Source organism: Paracoccus sp. N5, assembly GCF_000371965.1.
GTDB lineage: Bacteria > Pseudomonadota > Alphaproteobacteria > Rhodobacterales > Rhodobacteraceae > Paracoccus.
Window position 1 is genome coordinate 63,524 of sequence record NZ_AQUO01000001.1, and the last position, 15,925, is coordinate 79,448.

The window sequence follows — 15,925 nt, forward strand, 5'->3', positions numbered from 1 at the left end:
AACGGTTGCGGCGAGAGCTATGGCCGAGAGGAAGACGATGGCGCCTGTCGTATCGGGTCGCGCCCCGCCTCTAATCCTCAGCATGGCAGCGGCTCCGGTGTAATCGCCGACGGGGTCAGCGGTGACAAACATGCGGATCGGGCGTCCCTGCGCATCGGCAACGGCATGAAGCTTCGTGTTCATGCCGCCCTTCGTGCGCCCGATCAGGCGCCCACCTTGGTCGAACGGACAGACAGAGGGACAGATCAATCGGCTGAAGACCCTCAAGCGTCAGATGTATGGCCGCGCCAACATTGACCTGCTCAGGGCAAGGCTCATCGCGCCAGCATGAACCCAAAATGCTCCAACTTTGAGGCAGCCCCTATTTTGCACGCCGATTGGGGGTCAGTTTTGGGAGCCGATTGACAGACCACAACGTACATACCGTCACGGTCAGCGACCTTGTTTAATTTACGTTTTGGTTTCAGGGCTTCGACGCCCGCGTTGGACCCTCCGAGATCGCTCAGAAAATGCGAGAGAGCCGCCAGGTTTTGAGATTTATTGATCTATTTCAGATCCTTATGGAGTGATGTGGCATAAAATCGGCGGTATTCGGCGGGGGCCAGAATCACTCCCACTCGATTGTCATCAAGAGAAAAATATCTTTTCACATCAACATGTTACTTATGACCATTCGCCTGATGCCATGATAAATACCATGTGACGCCAAGGCAGATTGAGTTAGCCACCATCGGATGCGGTCCAACCTCCGGCCTTGCGCCGCTTCTCCCGCTCGGCGTCGGCCAAGTCGCCGGGCCACCCCGCCAACTCTTCATTGGTGAGGCCCGCCAGGATTTGCGGCAGGTTCATGGTCCGGTGTGGAGGGGGCGGCAGGTCATTGGACGGCGGGCCGTCGGTTATGAAACATGGCTCGGTTTGGTTGTCCTGGTGCAGCTTCGTCATTCTCTTTCCTCTTGGCGTTCATTTGGCCTGCGGCCAGGGCAAATCAAGCGCGCGACGGCCTTGCCGAAAACGAACATTGCGCAACAAGGCTATCTCCCGCGACCCCGCGGGCGTGCCTGCCATGCTTCCTCGACCAATTCCGGGGTGATAGCTTCCCGAAGCACGCGCAGTGCGTTGTCGGAATACCTCGGGTGTTTTTGAGACCCGAACTCAAACACCATGACGTTGGCTTGATCTTCGTCTATACGCAGGAAGTCGCGGACAGCCTTGGCCTTATTGATTGTCAACCCCAGCTTTCCCGCCAACGCACTCGGACTCCAGTGGTATTTTTTCTGGAGATCTACGTCGCGGATAGCCGCCGCACCCTCTGGGTCATCACCCGACACGAAGCGAACCGCTGGAGCGTCTGCGGCTCGGGTGATTCGGACTCGAATCGTCGGACCGTCTCCTTCAATGTTCGTTGCTAGGGTCATCAATCGTGGAAATACCTGCTCCACGGGAGTGTCGTCTTTGATCGCCTCTTCAATTCGATCCAGATCTCGTTTGGAAACTGCAACCTCTTCACTGACATGGGCTTCCATCGCCAGGAGTGCCGTGATTCGGCCTCTAGCCTCGTCTCTCGCCCTTCGGCCCGGAGCAAGCAGGTCTCTAGGTCATGTTGACAAATGGCGGAGCCAGAGCCTGATGCAGGCGACGTCGACGAAGCCAAGGAAGCTTTCGGCGGTTTTGTCGTAGCGGGTTGCAAGGCGGCGGCTATTTTTCAGCTTGTTGAAGCAGCGCTCGACCATGTTGCGCAGGGTGTAGATGGTCATGTCGACAGCCTTGCGCACCCTTCGGTTCCTTCGCATCGGTATCATGGGCAGGGCGTTGCGGCTCTCGATGTCTTCCCGAATTTTATCAGAGTCATAGCCCCTGTCGGCGACCAGAACTGCTGGTTGCGGCAGGTTGTCGGCCATCACCATATCATAGCCGGTGTAGTCGGAATCCTGCCCCGGCGTGATCTCGGTCCTCATCGGGAGGGCCTGCGCCGTTGACGCGGAGATGGATCTTGGTCGAGAAGCCGCCTCTCGAACGGCCAAGAGCCTCTTTCGGAGTCCCCCTTTTGCGCCCGCCGCATGATGATGGGCGCGGTACACAGTGCTATCAACCATCTGGAGCTTGTCTGGCGCGATCCCAGCGTGGTTCAGCGCATCCAGGATATCCCTCCCACAGTCCCGCCAAAGTCCAGCGGCGGAACTGACGGTAGACCGAGGACCACTTGCCAAACTCTTCGGGCAGATCGCGCCATGGCGCACCAGTCCTTGCGATCCAGAATATACCATTCAGAACAAGACGATGGTCCGCAGGTTTCCGCCCGTTAGGGTGCCGGACGGCACGAATGAAGCCCTCGAAGAAGGTCCACTCATCGTCGGATATCAGGTTGCGTGCCAAGTTCATCTCCCACGTAGAGATGAGCTTGAATCATAGGACGACTGCCAGAGGAATCCCTTTTGTCAACACGACCTAATCTGTGCGTATTCCCGATTCACCAGCATTAAGAAATCAGGCAGCGGTTGGGTAGACAGAGGCAGAACCCGTACCGGAAGGTTATCTGCGATCGTGTCCTGGAAGTGCGCTGTCAGGATTTCATCCAACACCGTTATCAACGCCCTCGCGTTGATGTAGAGAGCGTCTTCGGGAACCACGATCATCCAGTGCTGGGCTTGGTCACGCAGCGCGTCGACGACTCGGATAGCCCCAGCTTGTGATGCGCTCATCCACCCTTTGGACTGAGCAATGTTCAACGCCTTCTCGATACCAATCGAGGTTCCCTTTTCTTTGTCAAAGACGTCCTGCCCCTTCTGAACCAACAACGCCTTAGCCAACATTTCGCTCGCGTGCTGAAGCATAAGAAGGACTGTTTCCGGCCTCCCATCGTCGTCGTGGTTATTGAATGCCTCCAACCCACGCTTTAACGAAGCTATAGCCTTGGCCTTCAGCGTCTTGGCTTCCCTCTTCAGCTTCATAATTGCTCCAATCTTTGGCTAATTTCAGACGAACGGGGCGGCGGAGGTGAGTTCGATCTACGTCACCTTCACCAGCTTCGCAGCCTTGGGGTCGTAGACGTAGCCGGTGATGCTGCCATCCTTGATGCGTGCAACGGCCTCGTCGATCACGAACAGCGGAACGAGAAACCATTCCTCGGGCTGCACGGGGTGACCGAAGCGGTCGTTGATGGTGATGTTCAACCGCGCGGGCGCGAACAGCCTGTGGAACAGGTTTTCCATCCGGGTGCGGTTGATGCCCGCGAGCTTGTAGGTCGCTACCACTTCGACCTTCGCCAGCAGGTAGGTGGAGTCGTGTTCGGCGTTGGCAATGCGCGTCTCCACCCTGCCGCCGGTCACGCCCATCTTGTGGATGATGTCGCGGTGCTGCGCGACATAGGGATGATCGGAGAGGGAGCGCAGGACGTAGATGGTGCCGCTTTCGACATCATCGGCCTCAAGCTCACCGCCGAAAGAGAGTTGCCCACTCTCGGGCGAGGCCAGCCGCCGCGCGGCGGGGTCGTCGTAGAACGCGCGCTGGAGCGAGCGCAACAGCAGATTGCTTTCGGTGCCGTTGGAGAAGATGAGGCGCAGGCGACGGTCCACTTCCCCGGCGGTGGTTTTCAACGGCTCGCCGACCTCGGCGACGTAGAGAGTAAGGCCGTCGAGAACGAAAAAGTCCCCGACTTCAATCGCACGACGGCCCGCTTCGATGGGCTGGGACTGGCGCATACCGGTTTTGACTTCCGCCTGCACGCGCTCGAACAAGGGCCGGAAGGTCTCGAAGTCCTCGCAGGGCTTGCGATCCGCGATCTCCTCGGCGGCGCGCTTTTCGGCGCTGGTACGGACATGGCGCAAGACCGTGATGTCGTCCGCGCCGGCAACATCCGCCAGTTCGGCAGCCAAGTCGTCGATGTCGATAGTTTCGTCCGCCGAAGCGGCAACGGTCGGTGCCCCAGCAAGCAAGCCCTGATGGTCTAGCGGCTCAAGCAAGGCGCGGCAATCCGGGAGCGCGCGTAGACGGTCGAGCCGCACGGCATATAGGCGCTCGAATATGTCGCGGTCTTCGCCATGCTCAGGCGCACGCCCGTGCCGCTCTGTGAAGCGTTGGATTTCCTCGAAGCCGGCAATGACACGCTCCTCGCTGGCTGGGCGGCCATTTTTCTTCTCAGGCGGAGCGAACTCGGCCAGCTCTGCCGCCAGGTCGTCAAGATCAGAGTTACTCATAGCGTCCCTCCGCCCTGAACCGCATGAAGGCGGCCGCACCTTCGGCAAGGTGCTTTTCCCAGGCGTCCTGCGAGGTAACCGATGGAGCCCTCCCACGTTCGCGTTTGAACTCAACCGCGCGCTTGGCGATCACTTTGGCATCTTCAGGCGTGATAGAGGTGCGTTTGGCCGAGATGGCCGCCGCGACCTGCTTCAAGCTGTCCTCGCTCATTGTCTTGGCGAGGATGGCATAGGCTTCGCCAAAGGGGTTGATGCGGTCGATGAGGTCAATGTCCAGCTCGCGCACGTCCATCGCAAAGCGGCGCACGCCATCGATCAGGGCGGTGTTAGGCGATCCGTCGCTCTCGCCTTCGGTGACAAGCCGCTTGGCCTGTTGCGTCAGGTTGAGGGCGGCGATGGCATGCTGGCGCACGGCCTCCTGATCTTCGGCGTCAAGCTCGGGATACTTGTCCTTGATGATCTTGCCCATGCGAACCTGCGTCAGCTCCTCGGGCACCAACTCCTCATCGAACAGGCCGCGCTCAATGGTGGGCTTGTCCTGCACGAAGGCCGCGATGACTTCGTTCAGGTCTTCCTGACAGATTCGCGCCGCCTCCTTGCTCTTGGGCTCGGCGATGCCCTTGATCTCGATTTGGTACGCCCCTGTCTGCTCATTGACACCGATGTTGCAGCGGTCCGGGTCATAGCCACCCTCGCCGTAGTTAAAACCCGGCACCGGGCCACTGTCGGGGTTCTTGGGCTTGAACTCGAAGCGCGGAGCAAGAACCTGCTCCATCAGCAGGCTCGCCGCGATGGCCTTTAACGTATCGTTAACGGCCTCGGTGACAGCTTCCTCGGCTGCGTCCGGCTCGGCGATCAGGTTGGTGAACCTCGCGCGGGTCTTGCCGGGCGCGTCGCGGGTAGCTCGGCCGATGATCTGCACGATCTCGGTCAGGCTGGCGCGGTAGCCCACGGTCAGTGCATGTTCGCACCAAATCCAATCGAAGCCTTCCTTCGCCATGCCCAGCGCGATGATGATGTCCACATGGTCGCGGTTGTTCTTCTGCGCCGGGTCTTTGAGTGAGGCGGACACGCGGTCGCGCTTGGCGGCATCGTCATCGACGAGATCGGCGATTCGCAGCACGCGGCCATCGGGGCGCTTGACACGTTGGAAGCCGGTCGCAGGGTCGATGCCTTGCCATTCACCCAGCGCCTCGATGATGTGCTCCACTTCCCGCATCTTGTCCTTCGTGCTCTCGCGCGAATTGACATTCGGGATGTGGATGATGGTCTTCTCGGCGGGATCGAGGACATTGAGGATGTCGTCGACGTAAGGCCCGCTGTAGAAGAAGTAGCCGATGTCGAGTTGCTTGAGGTACTCGTAGCCGTTGAGCTGTTCGTAGTAGGTGTAGGTGACGGTATCGAACTTCGACTCATCCTGCGGTGCAAGCACGGCCTCGGCGTCGCCACGGAAGTAGGAGCCGGTCATGGCAACGATGTGCGTCTTGCCCCGCGCGAAGAACTGCCCCAGGTGCAAGCCGAGCTTGTTGTCCGGGTTGGCCGAAACGTGGTGGAACTCATCGACCGCGATCAGTCGGTCGTCGAAAGCCTCCACGCCGTAGGCATCGACCGCGAAGCGAAAGGTTGCATGGGTGCAGACCAGCACCTTGTCGTCGCCTTCGAGGAATGCGCCCAGGGACTTGACCTTCCCGCCGTTGTCGTTGCCTGGCGCATTGCACAGGTTCCACTTGGGTTCGACCTGCCAATCGGACCAGAAGCCGTACTTCGACAGCGGCTCGTCGTTGAAGCTGGCACCGATGGACTTCTCCGGCACAACGATGATGGCCTGCTTCAAGCCTTGGTTCTTGAGCTTGTCGAGTGCCACGAACATCAGCGCACGGCTCTTGCCCGATGCGGGCGGCGACTTGATGAGCAGGTATTGCTCGCCCCGCTTCTCGTAGGCCCGCTCCTGCATGGGCCGCATCCCAAGAGCATTGGCCTTGGTCGATGCGCCGTTTCGGGCGTAGGTGACGGAAACGGACGGTACGGACTTGATCTTGTCGCTCATGCGTTGGCTCCCGCTTTGCGCTTCTTGCCCTTGGCCGGTGCAGCCGAAGCGGTCATCTTGGTATAGAGGTCAAACAGCTTTTCCAGCCGCTCGGTGTCGTTCTTGAAGCGCCGACCGATGTAGATGCGCTCCAGCACTTCGTCGTTGCGATCATGGGCAGCGCGCAGGTCGGCGGGCATGTTCTCAGGGTCATACAGGTCCGCGATGGTCGCGGGAAAGTGATGCTCCCGCGCCAGCAAAATGTCCTCGGCGCAGCGCGTGAGGTCGGCCCTCATCTTCTCGGTGAGCATGGGGACCGGGAACGTGTTCCAGCCCAGGGTATTGGAGTAGGAGAATCGCATTTCCAGTCGTACGCAGACTGTGGCGATCCAGACCCAGTGCAGCCGTGAGGCGATCAGCGCAAGGTTCCACAGTGGAGCGTCATAAAGAGCAAACGCCTTCTCCTGCACCACGCAATGTGGCTCCAGCAGGCCGATAGGAAGATAGGGGCGATTCTCGGAACTCACGCGCGGGACAATTAAGGCGTGACGATTCCCCATCGTCTGTTCCCGAAATCGCCACGGGGTGTCAGCCAGTTTTCGTGCGCTGGCGTCCTTGGTCGCGGCTCGTCTTGCACGGGCTACGTCCTCCACACGACGGGCAATGGCCGGAATGGCAAGGGCGGCCTCGGCCTCCTGATCCGCGATCCAGAGGCAGGCGCGGGGTGCGGCGTCGATGAACTCTTTTGAGCCATAGAAAGGCCGGACGAAGCGCGCAGCTTCCGGCGATCCGGCAACGAGATGTCCTGCCTCGTCGTTTGAGAGAATCAGCGCCGCCCCGTAGTAGGGATGGTTGCCGAACTGCATCGGCGTCAAACCGTTTTGCGGCCTGGCTGCGGGTTGCACCTCGATGTTCGGCGCGGCGACTAGGTAGGCATTGATGTTGTCTACCTGCTTGCACTCGACCGATTCGTGGCTACCGCCCCAAATGGAATACAAACGGCGCGTGGGGCCGGACATGGTAGAAATGCCCACGATGACCACGGTCACGCCGGCATTGTGGCTGGCCAGATTGGCCCATTTGAACGAGGTGTGCGCAAAGACGATGACATTGCCTGTAACGAATATCTCCGGCCAAAGCGTCGGCACCTGCTGGCCTTGGCAAATGGAGTTGGTGGCAACGAACGCAGCAGATGAAGGCGTGTGGGTCCCGTAATCTGCCGCCTTCAAGAACCAGCCGGCCACATAGTCGAGCGACTTCCAGTTTTTCACGCGCCCATCGAACAAGGCACCAAGATCAGCTTTCTGTGCTGCACTCTGCCATTTGCTGCCCAGGTACGGTGGATTCCCGCAGATGTACGTCTCGCCTCCCTCGTTCTCGAAATCGATCTCTGCCTGATCGAGCGGAGAACCGAACAAGTCATCGGCCTTCACCTTCACGCCGGTGCCGGTTGGCGGGCAAATGCTCAGCCAGTCGAGCCGCAGCGCGTTGCCGCAGGTGATCCAGTTCTCGCTGCGCAGAGGCAGGAACTCAGCCAAGGCCAGCTTCTGTCCCCGGTACAGCACGTCGCACTGGTATTCGGCAATGACCAGTGCGAGGCGGGCGATCTCCGCCGGGAAGTCGCGTAGCTCGATCCCGCGAAAGTTGGTAAGCGGAATTTCTGATGCACGATCCGGCTCGCCGCGCCGCCGGTTGATCTCGGCCTCGATGGCGCGCATTTCCTTGTAAGCGATCACCAGGAAATTGCCCGAGCCACAGGCCGGATCGAAGACCCTGATCCTCGCTATGCGCTTGCGCAGGTTCAGCAACATGCGAGGGTTGTCGCCCGCCTCTTCCAGCTTGGAACGCAGGTCGTCGAGGAATAGCGGATTCAGCACCTTTAGGATGTTGGGGACACTGGTGTAGTGCATCCCCAGCTCGCCGCGCTCCTCGTCCTCGGCGACGGCCTGGATCATCGAGCCGAAGATGTCAGGGTTGATCTTGGTCCAATCCAACCCCCCGACGTGTAGCAGGTAGGACCGGGCGATCTTGCTGAATCGCGGCACTTCGTCGCCGCCAGAGAACAACTGCCCGTTGACGTAAGGGAAGTCTTCGGCCCACCGGGGAATCTTGGCGGCTGCCCGGTCCTCGCGCTTCGTATTCATGGCGCGGAACAGCGTGGCGATGACCTCGTGCGTGTTGGACGAGTCCTTGGCGCTCATCTGCGCAACGGTTTCGGTGAAACGGCCCTTCCCGATGAAGATGTCGGTGTCCTCGGCGAAGAAGCAGAAGATCAGCCGCGCCATGAGGTTGTTCATGTCGTGGCGACGCTCCGCCGTGCCCCATTCAGGGTTGTCTTTCAGCAGTTCGACGTACAGGCGATTCAGGCGGCTGGTCGCCCGGATGTCGAAGGCGTTCTCGCTGATCTGGCGAACGGTGCTGATGCCCGCCAGCGGCAGGAAGAAGCCGAAGTGGTCGGGAAAGTCCTTGAAGGCGCAGGCGACGGTCTCGCCGCTGGTCAGGTCTTCGGCCTCGAAGTCCGCACCGTCGGTGGCGAGGATGAACTTCGCCTTGGCCTTGGCCGTCGCCGAACTGGCCTTGAGGGCGGCCAGCGTCTGTGTCACCCGCCCTACGTCGCAGGTCAGGATGTGGATATTGCTGGTCTGGAGAACACCGCCGAGGTCGGACTTGTTCGACGCCCCCGCGCGCAGGCGCTTGATGGTGGTCGCTTTGTTGCCGAACGCCTCAAGAAAGGCATAGGGGAACTCCGCACGGTCGAACGGCTGCTCCGCGAGGTCGGTGATGGCTTGTTCGATTTCTACGGCGTTCATGGACGTGCAGCCCCCTCTCGGGGCGAGGCCGCCTGGTTGCTATCGTTTTTCGGGGCGCTCATGTCTTGTCCTGCGTTTTCTCGGCTATCTGCGCGGCAATCCAGCGATCCAACTCGCTGCGACGAAACCGCCAGGTGCCGCCCAGCTTGAATCCCGGTATCTCCCCCTGCTGGGCCAGCCGGTAAACGGTCTTCTTCCCTGCCTTGAGGTAGACCGCCACTTCATCCAGCGTGAGAATTTCGCTATCAGGTTGGTTCATGTCAGGCGGCTCGCTTGGTGTCGCACGGCGAAGTCTTCCAAAGTTTGGCCAAGTTTACCATCCGATCCACCCAAATGAACCTCGAATCTCATGTGCGCAAAGCCATAGATTCGGCAGGCTCGTGGCACCAGCTCGATGGCAAGATCATGTGCTTTAGCCAGCAGGTCGTAGACGGTTTACGCCAAGAAGGTGGTCGGCGTGTCTTTTTCCAGGGAAAACACGCAACGTAGTACCCTTGGCCCTTCACAGCCGTGCTCTCTGTGGCCTCATCTGGATGAGACGGGCTAGGCAAATCAGCGTGAGGTGTGTGATGGGCAGGAAAGAAACCGAGGAAGCAATTGAAGAAGCCCGACGGGGCGGTTTGAAGCGGTTCGATTCCGTCGAAGCGCTGTTCGCCGACCTGAACGCCGACGACACGCCGGAAATTTATGAAGGCAGCACGAACGTCTATGCCGACCTGGGCCGCCCCGACGCGGATGAAATGCACGCCAAGGCCACGCTCATAACCAAGATCAGCCAGGCCATCACGGTGCGGCAGTTGTCGAACGACCAAGCGGCGGCGGCTCTTGGATTGACGCTGGCCGAGCTGGGCGAGCTGCTGGCCGGCCGCTTCGGTGCGCATTCGGTCGATGACCTGGAAGGCTTGGCGGTGCTGCTCGATGAGGCCGGCCGATGATTGACCCGAAGAACCTGGAAACCTGGCTGCATGAGAAGGCCGGCCCGGCCCATGACGCGCTGAAAGCCGACCCGGCCCGCGCCGTCTCGGCCGACCGGGTCCGCTACACGCTCGATGAGCTGCTGGCGAAAGCCGAAGCATCCGGCCAGTATCCATTGCCGCCGGAGCAACGCGAATGGGTGGATGCACCGGCCGTTGGCCGTGAGCTGCTGCCCGAGGACTTGCAAACCGTCGAAGCCATAGCCGCGTTCCTGGCCGATGCCGAAGCCACGGCCGACCCGGCCTATATCCAGCACGCCCGCGAGGTTGCGGCACGTGCGCGGTCCATGCACGGCATCAGGTAGGAAGCTGGCCAGCATCGTCATGCCTGGCGGTGCTGCAGGTGGATCTCATCGCCGGAAATGACGATGCGAGGTCCCACGCCCAGGGAGCAGCCTAGAGCGGCCATCATCATCCGACATGGCGATGCTCGAGCATACCGACGCGCACTTCCCCTTTGACGATGTATGACCGGAAAAGACAAAGGCGGCCTAATAGCCGCCCTTGTCCTTCCCAGTGGGTTAGTCGATAGGTAAGAAGAAGAATATTCTTCTTATTCTTCTTACCCGCCGCAAGACTACGCGATGTGCATAGATTGCCGCACCGCGTCCAGGGCCAGACGGAAGTCGTCCCGCGTGGCCTGGCCCGTCTCGGCCTGGTAGTACAGCACCATGAACATATTGGCGACGGCCTCGTCCATCGGTGAGAGCTGCCGCGCCGCGTCCTGGTCGATCCAGTCCAGGGCCGCGAGCTGCGCGGCCGCATGATGAACTGCCTGGGTTGCGATTGCATTGGTAGGATTCAAGGTTGCCATGATTCACCTCTGTGGTAGGTGGGTTGTGGAAGTGTCGGCCGGCCCCACGCCGGCCGGCGCGCTTTACCGTTGGCCGCTGCTGTAGAAGCCGGCAGCTTCTGCCAGCGGCGTGTTCCTGTTGCTGCCGCTGTAGCTGCTGTCCGATGATCTGGCCGCTGCCCTGGTGGCCTCGATGGCCGACGGAGCAGAGCGATCAACAAAGGCCGAAACTTCCGCCGCTGCATCAAGCTCGGTTGATTGATCGCCAGGCTGCTCAAACTCCACTGCCAGCCGCTGCACCTGGTCGAGCGCCAGGCAGTCGAAAAAGCCACTACGTTTCATAGTCACGCCTCCGATTTACCGTGCTCGCGGTTGGCGAACGCGGCCACTTCATCATCAGGATCGGCAGCGGCCGAATCGGCCCCTGCCAGGTTGTTGCCGCCGAATGTCGGCACCGCCTCGACAGCGCCGGCCTGGTCGCTCTCCGCGCTCGCCCTGATAGCCGTCGCGATCTTCCCGCCGGTGGTGTCGGCGATGCGCTCGGCGGCGGCGTCGCGGATGCTGGCGGCCTTGGCCTTCGCAACCTCTCCGACGCCTTGCATCAGGTTCGCGCCGGCGTCGGCCGTCACGCGGCCCGCCGTGCCAAGCGCCGACGCGGCCGAGGCCAGCAAGCCGGGGCCGGTGCTGCCTGGTGCGGCCTGCTGGCCGACTTGCTGCGCTTTCTTGCTGCCGGCTTCGTCGCCACCCTTCGAGCTGGAACCTCCACCCGATTTACCGGGCTGCTGCCCATTGCCGCCACCCGAGCCGCTGGCACCGCTGCCCGAGCTGCTGCCGAAACCGGCGGCCTGTGCAAGTGGTGTAGTGGTGCCCGCACCTGAGCTTGACCCGCCACCAAAGCCAGCAGCTTGTGTAAACGAGCCTGCATCACTGCCCGAGTCGGAGCCACCGCCGAGCATTGGCATTCCGCCCGATTCACCGCCGGCGCTCGACCCCGCTTTCTCGAACGCTGCTTTGACCGCCGACATACCGCCGGCGGCCGAGGCTGCACCACCCATCACGGCCGCACCGGCCACGCTTGCCGCACCGGCGGCCATGCTCGCCGCGCCCATAGCCGCACCGATGGCAGCACCCGCGCCGAAGTTGCCGATGCCACCCGCGCCACCGATACCCGAGCCGGTGATGATGCCGGCGATGAGAGGGGGCACACGATTGACGAGCATGAGCAACGCCACGCAGAAAACCAGCATCACGCCCAGCTCTTCAAAGTTCAGCGTGCCGGTGTTCATCCTGGCGTAGAAGCTGGAAAGCAGGTCGTTCCCGATGCCGACCAGGAGCACCATCGTCATGATCTGCACGGCCACGCCCAGCACGGTCTTGTAGTAGTTGATCGCCATGTCGGACGTCCAACGCGAGCCGCCGAAGCCGAGGAAGAAGATGCCCGCGTACATCAAAATCCAGCTCGACACGAGCAGCAGCAACATATTCACGGCAACAACGGTCAGCAGGATCAGGATGCCGAGGCTCAAGGCCACGCCGATGACGCTATCGACAGGCGAGAAGGCCGACAGGTTGGCAAACGCCTGTTTCAAGATCAGGAACCCCACATCCACGATGCCCGAGGGTGTCACCGAGGACACGCCGGAAGCCTGTTCCCCGAGCTGGCGCAGTGATTGAATGATCGAGCCGGCATAAGCCGGGCCGTGGCGCAGCAGCCAGAGGAAGAAGCCGAAGAACAGGATGAACCTGATGAACTCGGCGAAGAATTCGCCAATGTCGGCCTTGCGCAGCGCCATGAAGCCGAACGTGAATACCAGCGAGATCGTGCCCAGCGTCCAGAACAAGAACATGGCCGCATTCATCACTGCGACTTGCCAGGAGCTCGCTGCTGAGGCGAAGTCCGTCACTACCTGGTCAAGCATGCCCTGGTTCGTGAGCTGGGCCGATGCGGCAGTGGAGTAGAGCGCGAGGGCGACGCCGATCAGCGCCGCCTTGTGCGGTGCTTTCATGGTTTGACCTCCTGCCCCTTCGGGGTCGTCTGGTCGATCAGTTCCAGCCAGTTCTTCGGGTCTTTGGTCGGTGCGATACCGCCGCCGGTGGGCGAGCGGTGCGCGCACGTCCCGGCAAAGGCTTCTCGCGTCGCCTTGTCCTTGATTTCCATGATCTTGGGAAGCTGGCAGTTGGCGTCGTTCACTTCGGGCATGACCGGCGCGGGTGGCTGCTTCTCGCAGCCAGCCAGCAAGGCCGCCATGAGGGCGGCGATCAGCAGCGTTTTTTGCATGGTGTCTGCCCTCCTGATCAGCGAATCAGCTCAAGCCAATTTCTCGGGCTGGCTGTCTTGCCGATCCTGGATTCCGTCGCTGTCGCGTGCGCCGCCTGCTGCCGGGCCTCAAGATCAGCCTGGGCCTGCATCCTGGCGGTCGCGGCGTTCTGCTGCGCGATCAGCAGGCCACGGATTTGCAGAAGCTGGTTTGCCTGGTTGGCGGCGAGCTGGTTGGCGAAGCCGATGGCCTGCATCTGGCCGTTCGCACCCTGCGCGGCGGACTGGAGCCGTTCGAGCTGGCGAGCATCGGCGGTCAGGTTGCGCTGCTGTTGCTCCAGGCCCTTGAAAAGCGCGTCGTTCGCCTTCTTCTGGCTCTCGCTCGCCAGGCGGCGGTTTTGCTCCATCGCGGCGCGCTCGGCATCCGAGCACCCGGCGGCCGAGAAGCACGGCGAGCTGCGGTAATAGCTCACGTCCTGGAACTTGCCCAGGTAGGTGTCGAGACTGCCGAGCTGGTTCCTGTAGTAGTCCAGCGTGTTGACGGCATTCATCAACCCGTTGATGGTGGACTGCGCCTGATCCCAGATGTAGGCCGCCGGGGCCATCGTGTTTTGCAGCATGTTCTCGTACTGCTGCAATTGGGTCTGGTACTGCTCGATCTGCTTGAGCGTCTGCGCCACCGACTCGATGGCCGTCATGACGTTCTGCACCAGGTTGCCGCCGTCGATGACGGGGATGCCGGCCGAGGCCGGCGTGGTCACGATGACGCCAAGGAGGGAGGCGGCAAGCGCGGTTTTAGCCGCTAAAAAACGGACGTGTTTCATGGTCGAGTTCCTGGAATGTGATGAGCGGCTGCACTGCGCCTGCCGGCTGCCTGGTCGGCAACTGGCGGCGTTGGGCCATCACAGAGACAGCACGCCGTATCGCTGTCCCGGTACCCCGACCTGAGCGACACCGTAGCGCCCGGCCATTTCTGTTGAACATCGGTGTACGGGGGTGAAGCTCGCACTGCACCTCCCAGGTAGTGAAAGCGCTCGTCATCGACCACGCCCCTTGCCGTTCTCTTGGCGTTTGGCCCTCTTGGCCTCCATCTGCGCCCGCAGCCGCGCCTCGCGCTGCGCTAGTTCGGACGGTGCTGATGGTCGTACCTTGGCTGGCATCGGCGCTGGCCTCGGCGCTTGCGCCGGCCGCTGGGCTCCGCCCTCGATGTACAGACCGCCGAGCTGGCCCAGCGTGCGCAGGCCATGCCGACGATGCGGCGGTGGTTGCCGGCCGACAGGTGGCGCGCCGGGACGGACTCTGGCCTGAGCCTTCGCGGCCTCGACCAGCCGCCGACGCTCCAGGATCGGATCGGTGAAGACGATGGGCAGCCGCGCATCCACGGCCGCCCGGATCGCGGTGGCCTTGAACGCCACGCTACCGCTGACGGTGATGCGTTCGCCGTAACGCTCCATCGCCATGCGCAAGGCGGCTAACACGCCGGCGCGGTCGGCCTCACTGGACACGGCCAAGCGCTCGCCGTCATCACGCACGGCTGAGCTGCCGGCGCGGTAGATGATGGTGCCCTTCTTCGTGATGTTGTCGATCACCAAGGCACGACCGGCCTTCACCACACCCTCACCCTGAAGGGTGTCCCCCTTGAGGCCCTGAGCTGCCTCACGGGCGCGCAAGGCATCGATGGCCTGGCCGTCGCCGGCGATTGCCTGCTGCTTGAGCCAGTCGGCCCACGTGCGCCGGCTGTGCGCCAGATAGATAGCTGCCCGTTCCTGGTTGTGGCGCTCGTGGATCGCCGCCAGATCGGCGCGCAGTGCCGCGCTGGCCTGGCCGTACAGCAGTCGCTTGGTCAGCCGGCCATCGGTCAGGTGCTTGATCGCCGCCCGCCTCATCGCCGCCGCCTTCTTGGCGTTCTCCACGGCCTTGTCTTTCTGGCGCTTCGCCTCGGCCAGTGCGCCGGCCCTGGTCGCCGTGAGGCCCTGCTGTGCGTCCTTGTACCGGGCGTAAAGCTCAGTCGTGTCCAGCCCACCACGCAAGCGCATCGGCTGGCCCTTCTGATAGCCGCGCCGCGTCGGCGCGGCCTGATGCTCGGGCGAAGCCTCGAAGACCCCGAAACGCTTCTCCAGCGCCGACTTGGACAGGTCACGGGCGACGGTGCTGGCCTTGATCGTGGTGCCGTCGCCGGCTTCGATGACCAAGCCATTGCCTCGGGCGCGCAACGTCAGGCCGTTCTCACGCATGACCTGGTGCAGTTCGGCCCAACTCGCCGCGCTCTTGATCTCGGCCAAGCATTCACGTTTGATCCAGCCGGACAGGCTTTCTTGGCCGGAATGCCGCTCCATGTCGGCGGCCCGCCCCTCCGCACCGCGCCGGCGCGGCTCGTGGTTGTCGCGCTCCAGGCCGTAGTCGCGCTCCAAGGTCATGCAGAGTTCCGCCAGCGCCCGGTGCGAGTAGTACGGCTCGTGCATCGTGTGCCGCGTCGGGTGAATCTTGTTGATGGCGATGTGGATATGCAGGTTATCGGTGTCGTTGTGGACGGCACTGACGCGCTGATGCTCGCTATAGCCCAGCCCGACGCAAATGCGTTCCTCAATCGCGCGCAGCGTGTCGGCGCCGGGCTGCTCGCCGGCCCGGAAGCTGACGATCAGGTGATAGGTCTTGTCGCCCTTGGCCCGCGTGTTCGTGTGCTGGGTCGCCAGAACCTCGGTGATGGCGTCCTGCACGGACACGGCATCGCAGTTCGTGATCTGCACCTGGCCCAGCCGGTGATCCTTGCTCTGCGCGTCGGTGACGTAGTTCACTAGGCCGGCGAAGTCAGACTTGCCCAGCGAGCGCATCGGCACGTGTTTGGCGATCATGGCCGGCCCGCCAGCGTTTT

The 15,925-nt window shown here is 62.0% G+C and carries 17 protein-coding genes and 1 pseudogene; 2 read left to right on the top strand and 16 right to left on the bottom strand.

All coding sequences use genetic code 11. The features are described from left to right. Positions 1 to 78: 78 nt before the first annotated feature. The 10 genes and pseudogenes from PARN5_RS23900 to PARN5_RS0100355 form a co-directional block, all read right to left on the bottom strand. Positions 79 to 213, bottom strand: a pseudogene (locus tag PARN5_RS23900) (IS5/IS1182 family transposase); the annotation flags it as partial. 507 nt (positions 214 to 720) lie between these two features. Beyond that, a complete protein-coding gene (locus PARN5_RS0100325; RefSeq protein WP_017997809.1) occupies positions 721 to 942 on the bottom strand; it encodes a hypothetical protein in 222 nt (73 codons plus the stop codon). 89 nt (positions 943 to 1,031) lie between these two features. Then, positions 1,032 to 1,523, bottom strand: a complete 492-nt coding sequence (locus PARN5_RS23080; RefSeq protein ID WP_198289557.1) for a hypothetical protein — start codon at positions 1,521 to 1,523, stop codon at positions 1,032 to 1,034. A 72-nt stretch (positions 1,524 to 1,595) separates the two neighbouring features. After that, the gene (locus tag PARN5_RS23085; RefSeq protein WP_232419362.1) at positions 1,596 to 2,141 is read right to left on the bottom strand and encodes an IS5 family transposase; all 546 of its coding nucleotides are present in this window, start codon (positions 2,139 to 2,141) and stop codon (positions 1,596 to 1,598) included. After that, a complete protein-coding gene (locus PARN5_RS24680; protein ID WP_232419263.1) occupies positions 2,086 to 2,379 on the bottom strand; it encodes a transposase in 294 nt (97 codons plus the stop codon). The genes PARN5_RS23085 and PARN5_RS24680 overlap by 56 nt, the downstream gene beginning before the upstream one ends. Before the next feature lie 56 nt (positions 2,380 to 2,435). Beyond that, positions 2,436 to 2,948 (bottom strand): hypothetical protein, encoded by a 513-nt coding sequence (locus tag PARN5_RS0100335; protein ID WP_017997811.1) that lies wholly within the window; start codon positions 2,946 to 2,948, stop codon positions 2,436 to 2,438. A gap of 57 nt (positions 2,949 to 3,005) precedes the next feature. Then, positions 3,006 to 4,193 carry a GIY-YIG nuclease family protein gene (locus PARN5_RS0100340; protein WP_026155054.1) on the bottom strand — a complete coding sequence of 396 codons (1,188 nt, stop codon included), beginning with the start codon at positions 4,191 to 4,193 and terminating at the stop codon, positions 3,006 to 3,008. After that, complete coding sequence (locus PARN5_RS0100345) at positions 4,186 to 6,240, bottom strand: DEAD/DEAH box helicase (protein WP_026155055.1); 2,055 nt, start codon at positions 6,238 to 6,240, stop codon at positions 4,186 to 4,188. Before PARN5_RS0100345 ends, PARN5_RS0100340 begins: the two co-directional genes overlap by 8 nt. Continuing rightward, positions 6,237 to 9,029 carry a DNA methyltransferase gene (locus PARN5_RS0100350; RefSeq protein ID WP_017997814.1) on the bottom strand — a complete coding sequence of 931 codons (2,793 nt, stop codon included), beginning with the start codon at positions 9,027 to 9,029 and terminating at the stop codon, positions 6,237 to 6,239. Before PARN5_RS0100350 ends, PARN5_RS0100345 begins: the two co-directional genes overlap by 4 nt. A gap of 58 nt (positions 9,030 to 9,087) precedes the next feature. Beyond that, positions 9,088 to 9,288 carry a helix-turn-helix domain-containing protein gene (locus PARN5_RS0100355; RefSeq protein WP_010378957.1) on the bottom strand — a complete coding sequence of 67 codons (201 nt, stop codon included), beginning with the start codon at positions 9,286 to 9,288 and terminating at the stop codon, positions 9,088 to 9,090. 310 nt (positions 9,289 to 9,598) lie between these two features. Between PARN5_RS0100355 and PARN5_RS0100360 the strand changes: the two genes are divergently transcribed. Beyond that, on the top strand, positions 9,599 to 9,964 hold the full coding sequence (locus tag PARN5_RS0100360) for an XRE family transcriptional regulator (RefSeq protein WP_026155056.1): 366 nt from the start codon (positions 9,599 to 9,601) through the stop codon (positions 9,962 to 9,964). Continuing rightward, entirely contained in the window at positions 9,961 to 10,308 is a 348-nt protein-coding gene (locus tag PARN5_RS0100365) for a hypothetical protein (protein WP_017997816.1), read from the top strand. Before PARN5_RS0100360 ends, PARN5_RS0100365 begins: the two co-directional genes overlap by 4 nt. Before the next feature lie 272 nt (positions 10,309 to 10,580). Here the strand turns inward: PARN5_RS0100365 and PARN5_RS0100370 are convergent, their stop codons facing one another. The 6 genes from PARN5_RS0100370 to traI all read right to left on the bottom strand — a co-directional run bounded on the left by PARN5_RS0100370 (position 10,581) and on the right by traI (position 15,905). Next, positions 10,581 to 10,817: a type I toxin-antitoxin system ptaRNA1 family toxin gene (locus tag PARN5_RS0100370; RefSeq protein ID WP_017997817.1), complete on the bottom strand. Its 237-nt coding sequence runs from the start codon at positions 10,815 to 10,817 to the stop codon at positions 10,581 to 10,583. A 63-nt stretch (positions 10,818 to 10,880) separates the two neighbouring features. Beyond that, entirely contained in the window at positions 10,881 to 11,138 is a 258-nt protein-coding gene (locus PARN5_RS0100375; protein WP_017997818.1) for a hypothetical protein, read from the bottom strand. Positions 11,139 to 11,140: 2 nt separating this feature from the next. Next, positions 11,141 to 12,802, bottom strand: a complete 1,662-nt coding sequence (gene trbL / locus PARN5_RS0100380) for a P-type conjugative transfer protein TrbL (protein ID WP_017997819.1) — start codon at positions 12,800 to 12,802, stop codon at positions 11,141 to 11,143. Beyond that, positions 12,799 to 13,074: an entry exclusion lipoprotein TrbK gene (trbK, locus tag PARN5_RS0100385; protein ID WP_017997820.1), complete on the bottom strand. Its 276-nt coding sequence runs from the start codon at positions 13,072 to 13,074 to the stop codon at positions 12,799 to 12,801. Before trbK ends, trbL begins: the two co-directional genes overlap by 4 nt. Positions 13,075 to 13,091: 17 nt before the next feature. Next, on the bottom strand, positions 13,092 to 13,877 hold the full coding sequence (gene trbJ, locus PARN5_RS0100390; protein ID WP_017997821.1) for a P-type conjugative transfer protein TrbJ: 786 nt from the start codon (positions 13,875 to 13,877) through the stop codon (positions 13,092 to 13,094). A gap of 213 nt (positions 13,878 to 14,090) precedes the next feature. Next, entirely contained in the window at positions 14,091 to 15,905 is a 1,815-nt protein-coding gene (gene traI / locus PARN5_RS0100395; RefSeq protein ID WP_017997822.1) for a TraI/MobA(P) family conjugative relaxase, read from the bottom strand. Positions 15,906 to 15,925 lie beyond the last annotated feature (20 nt).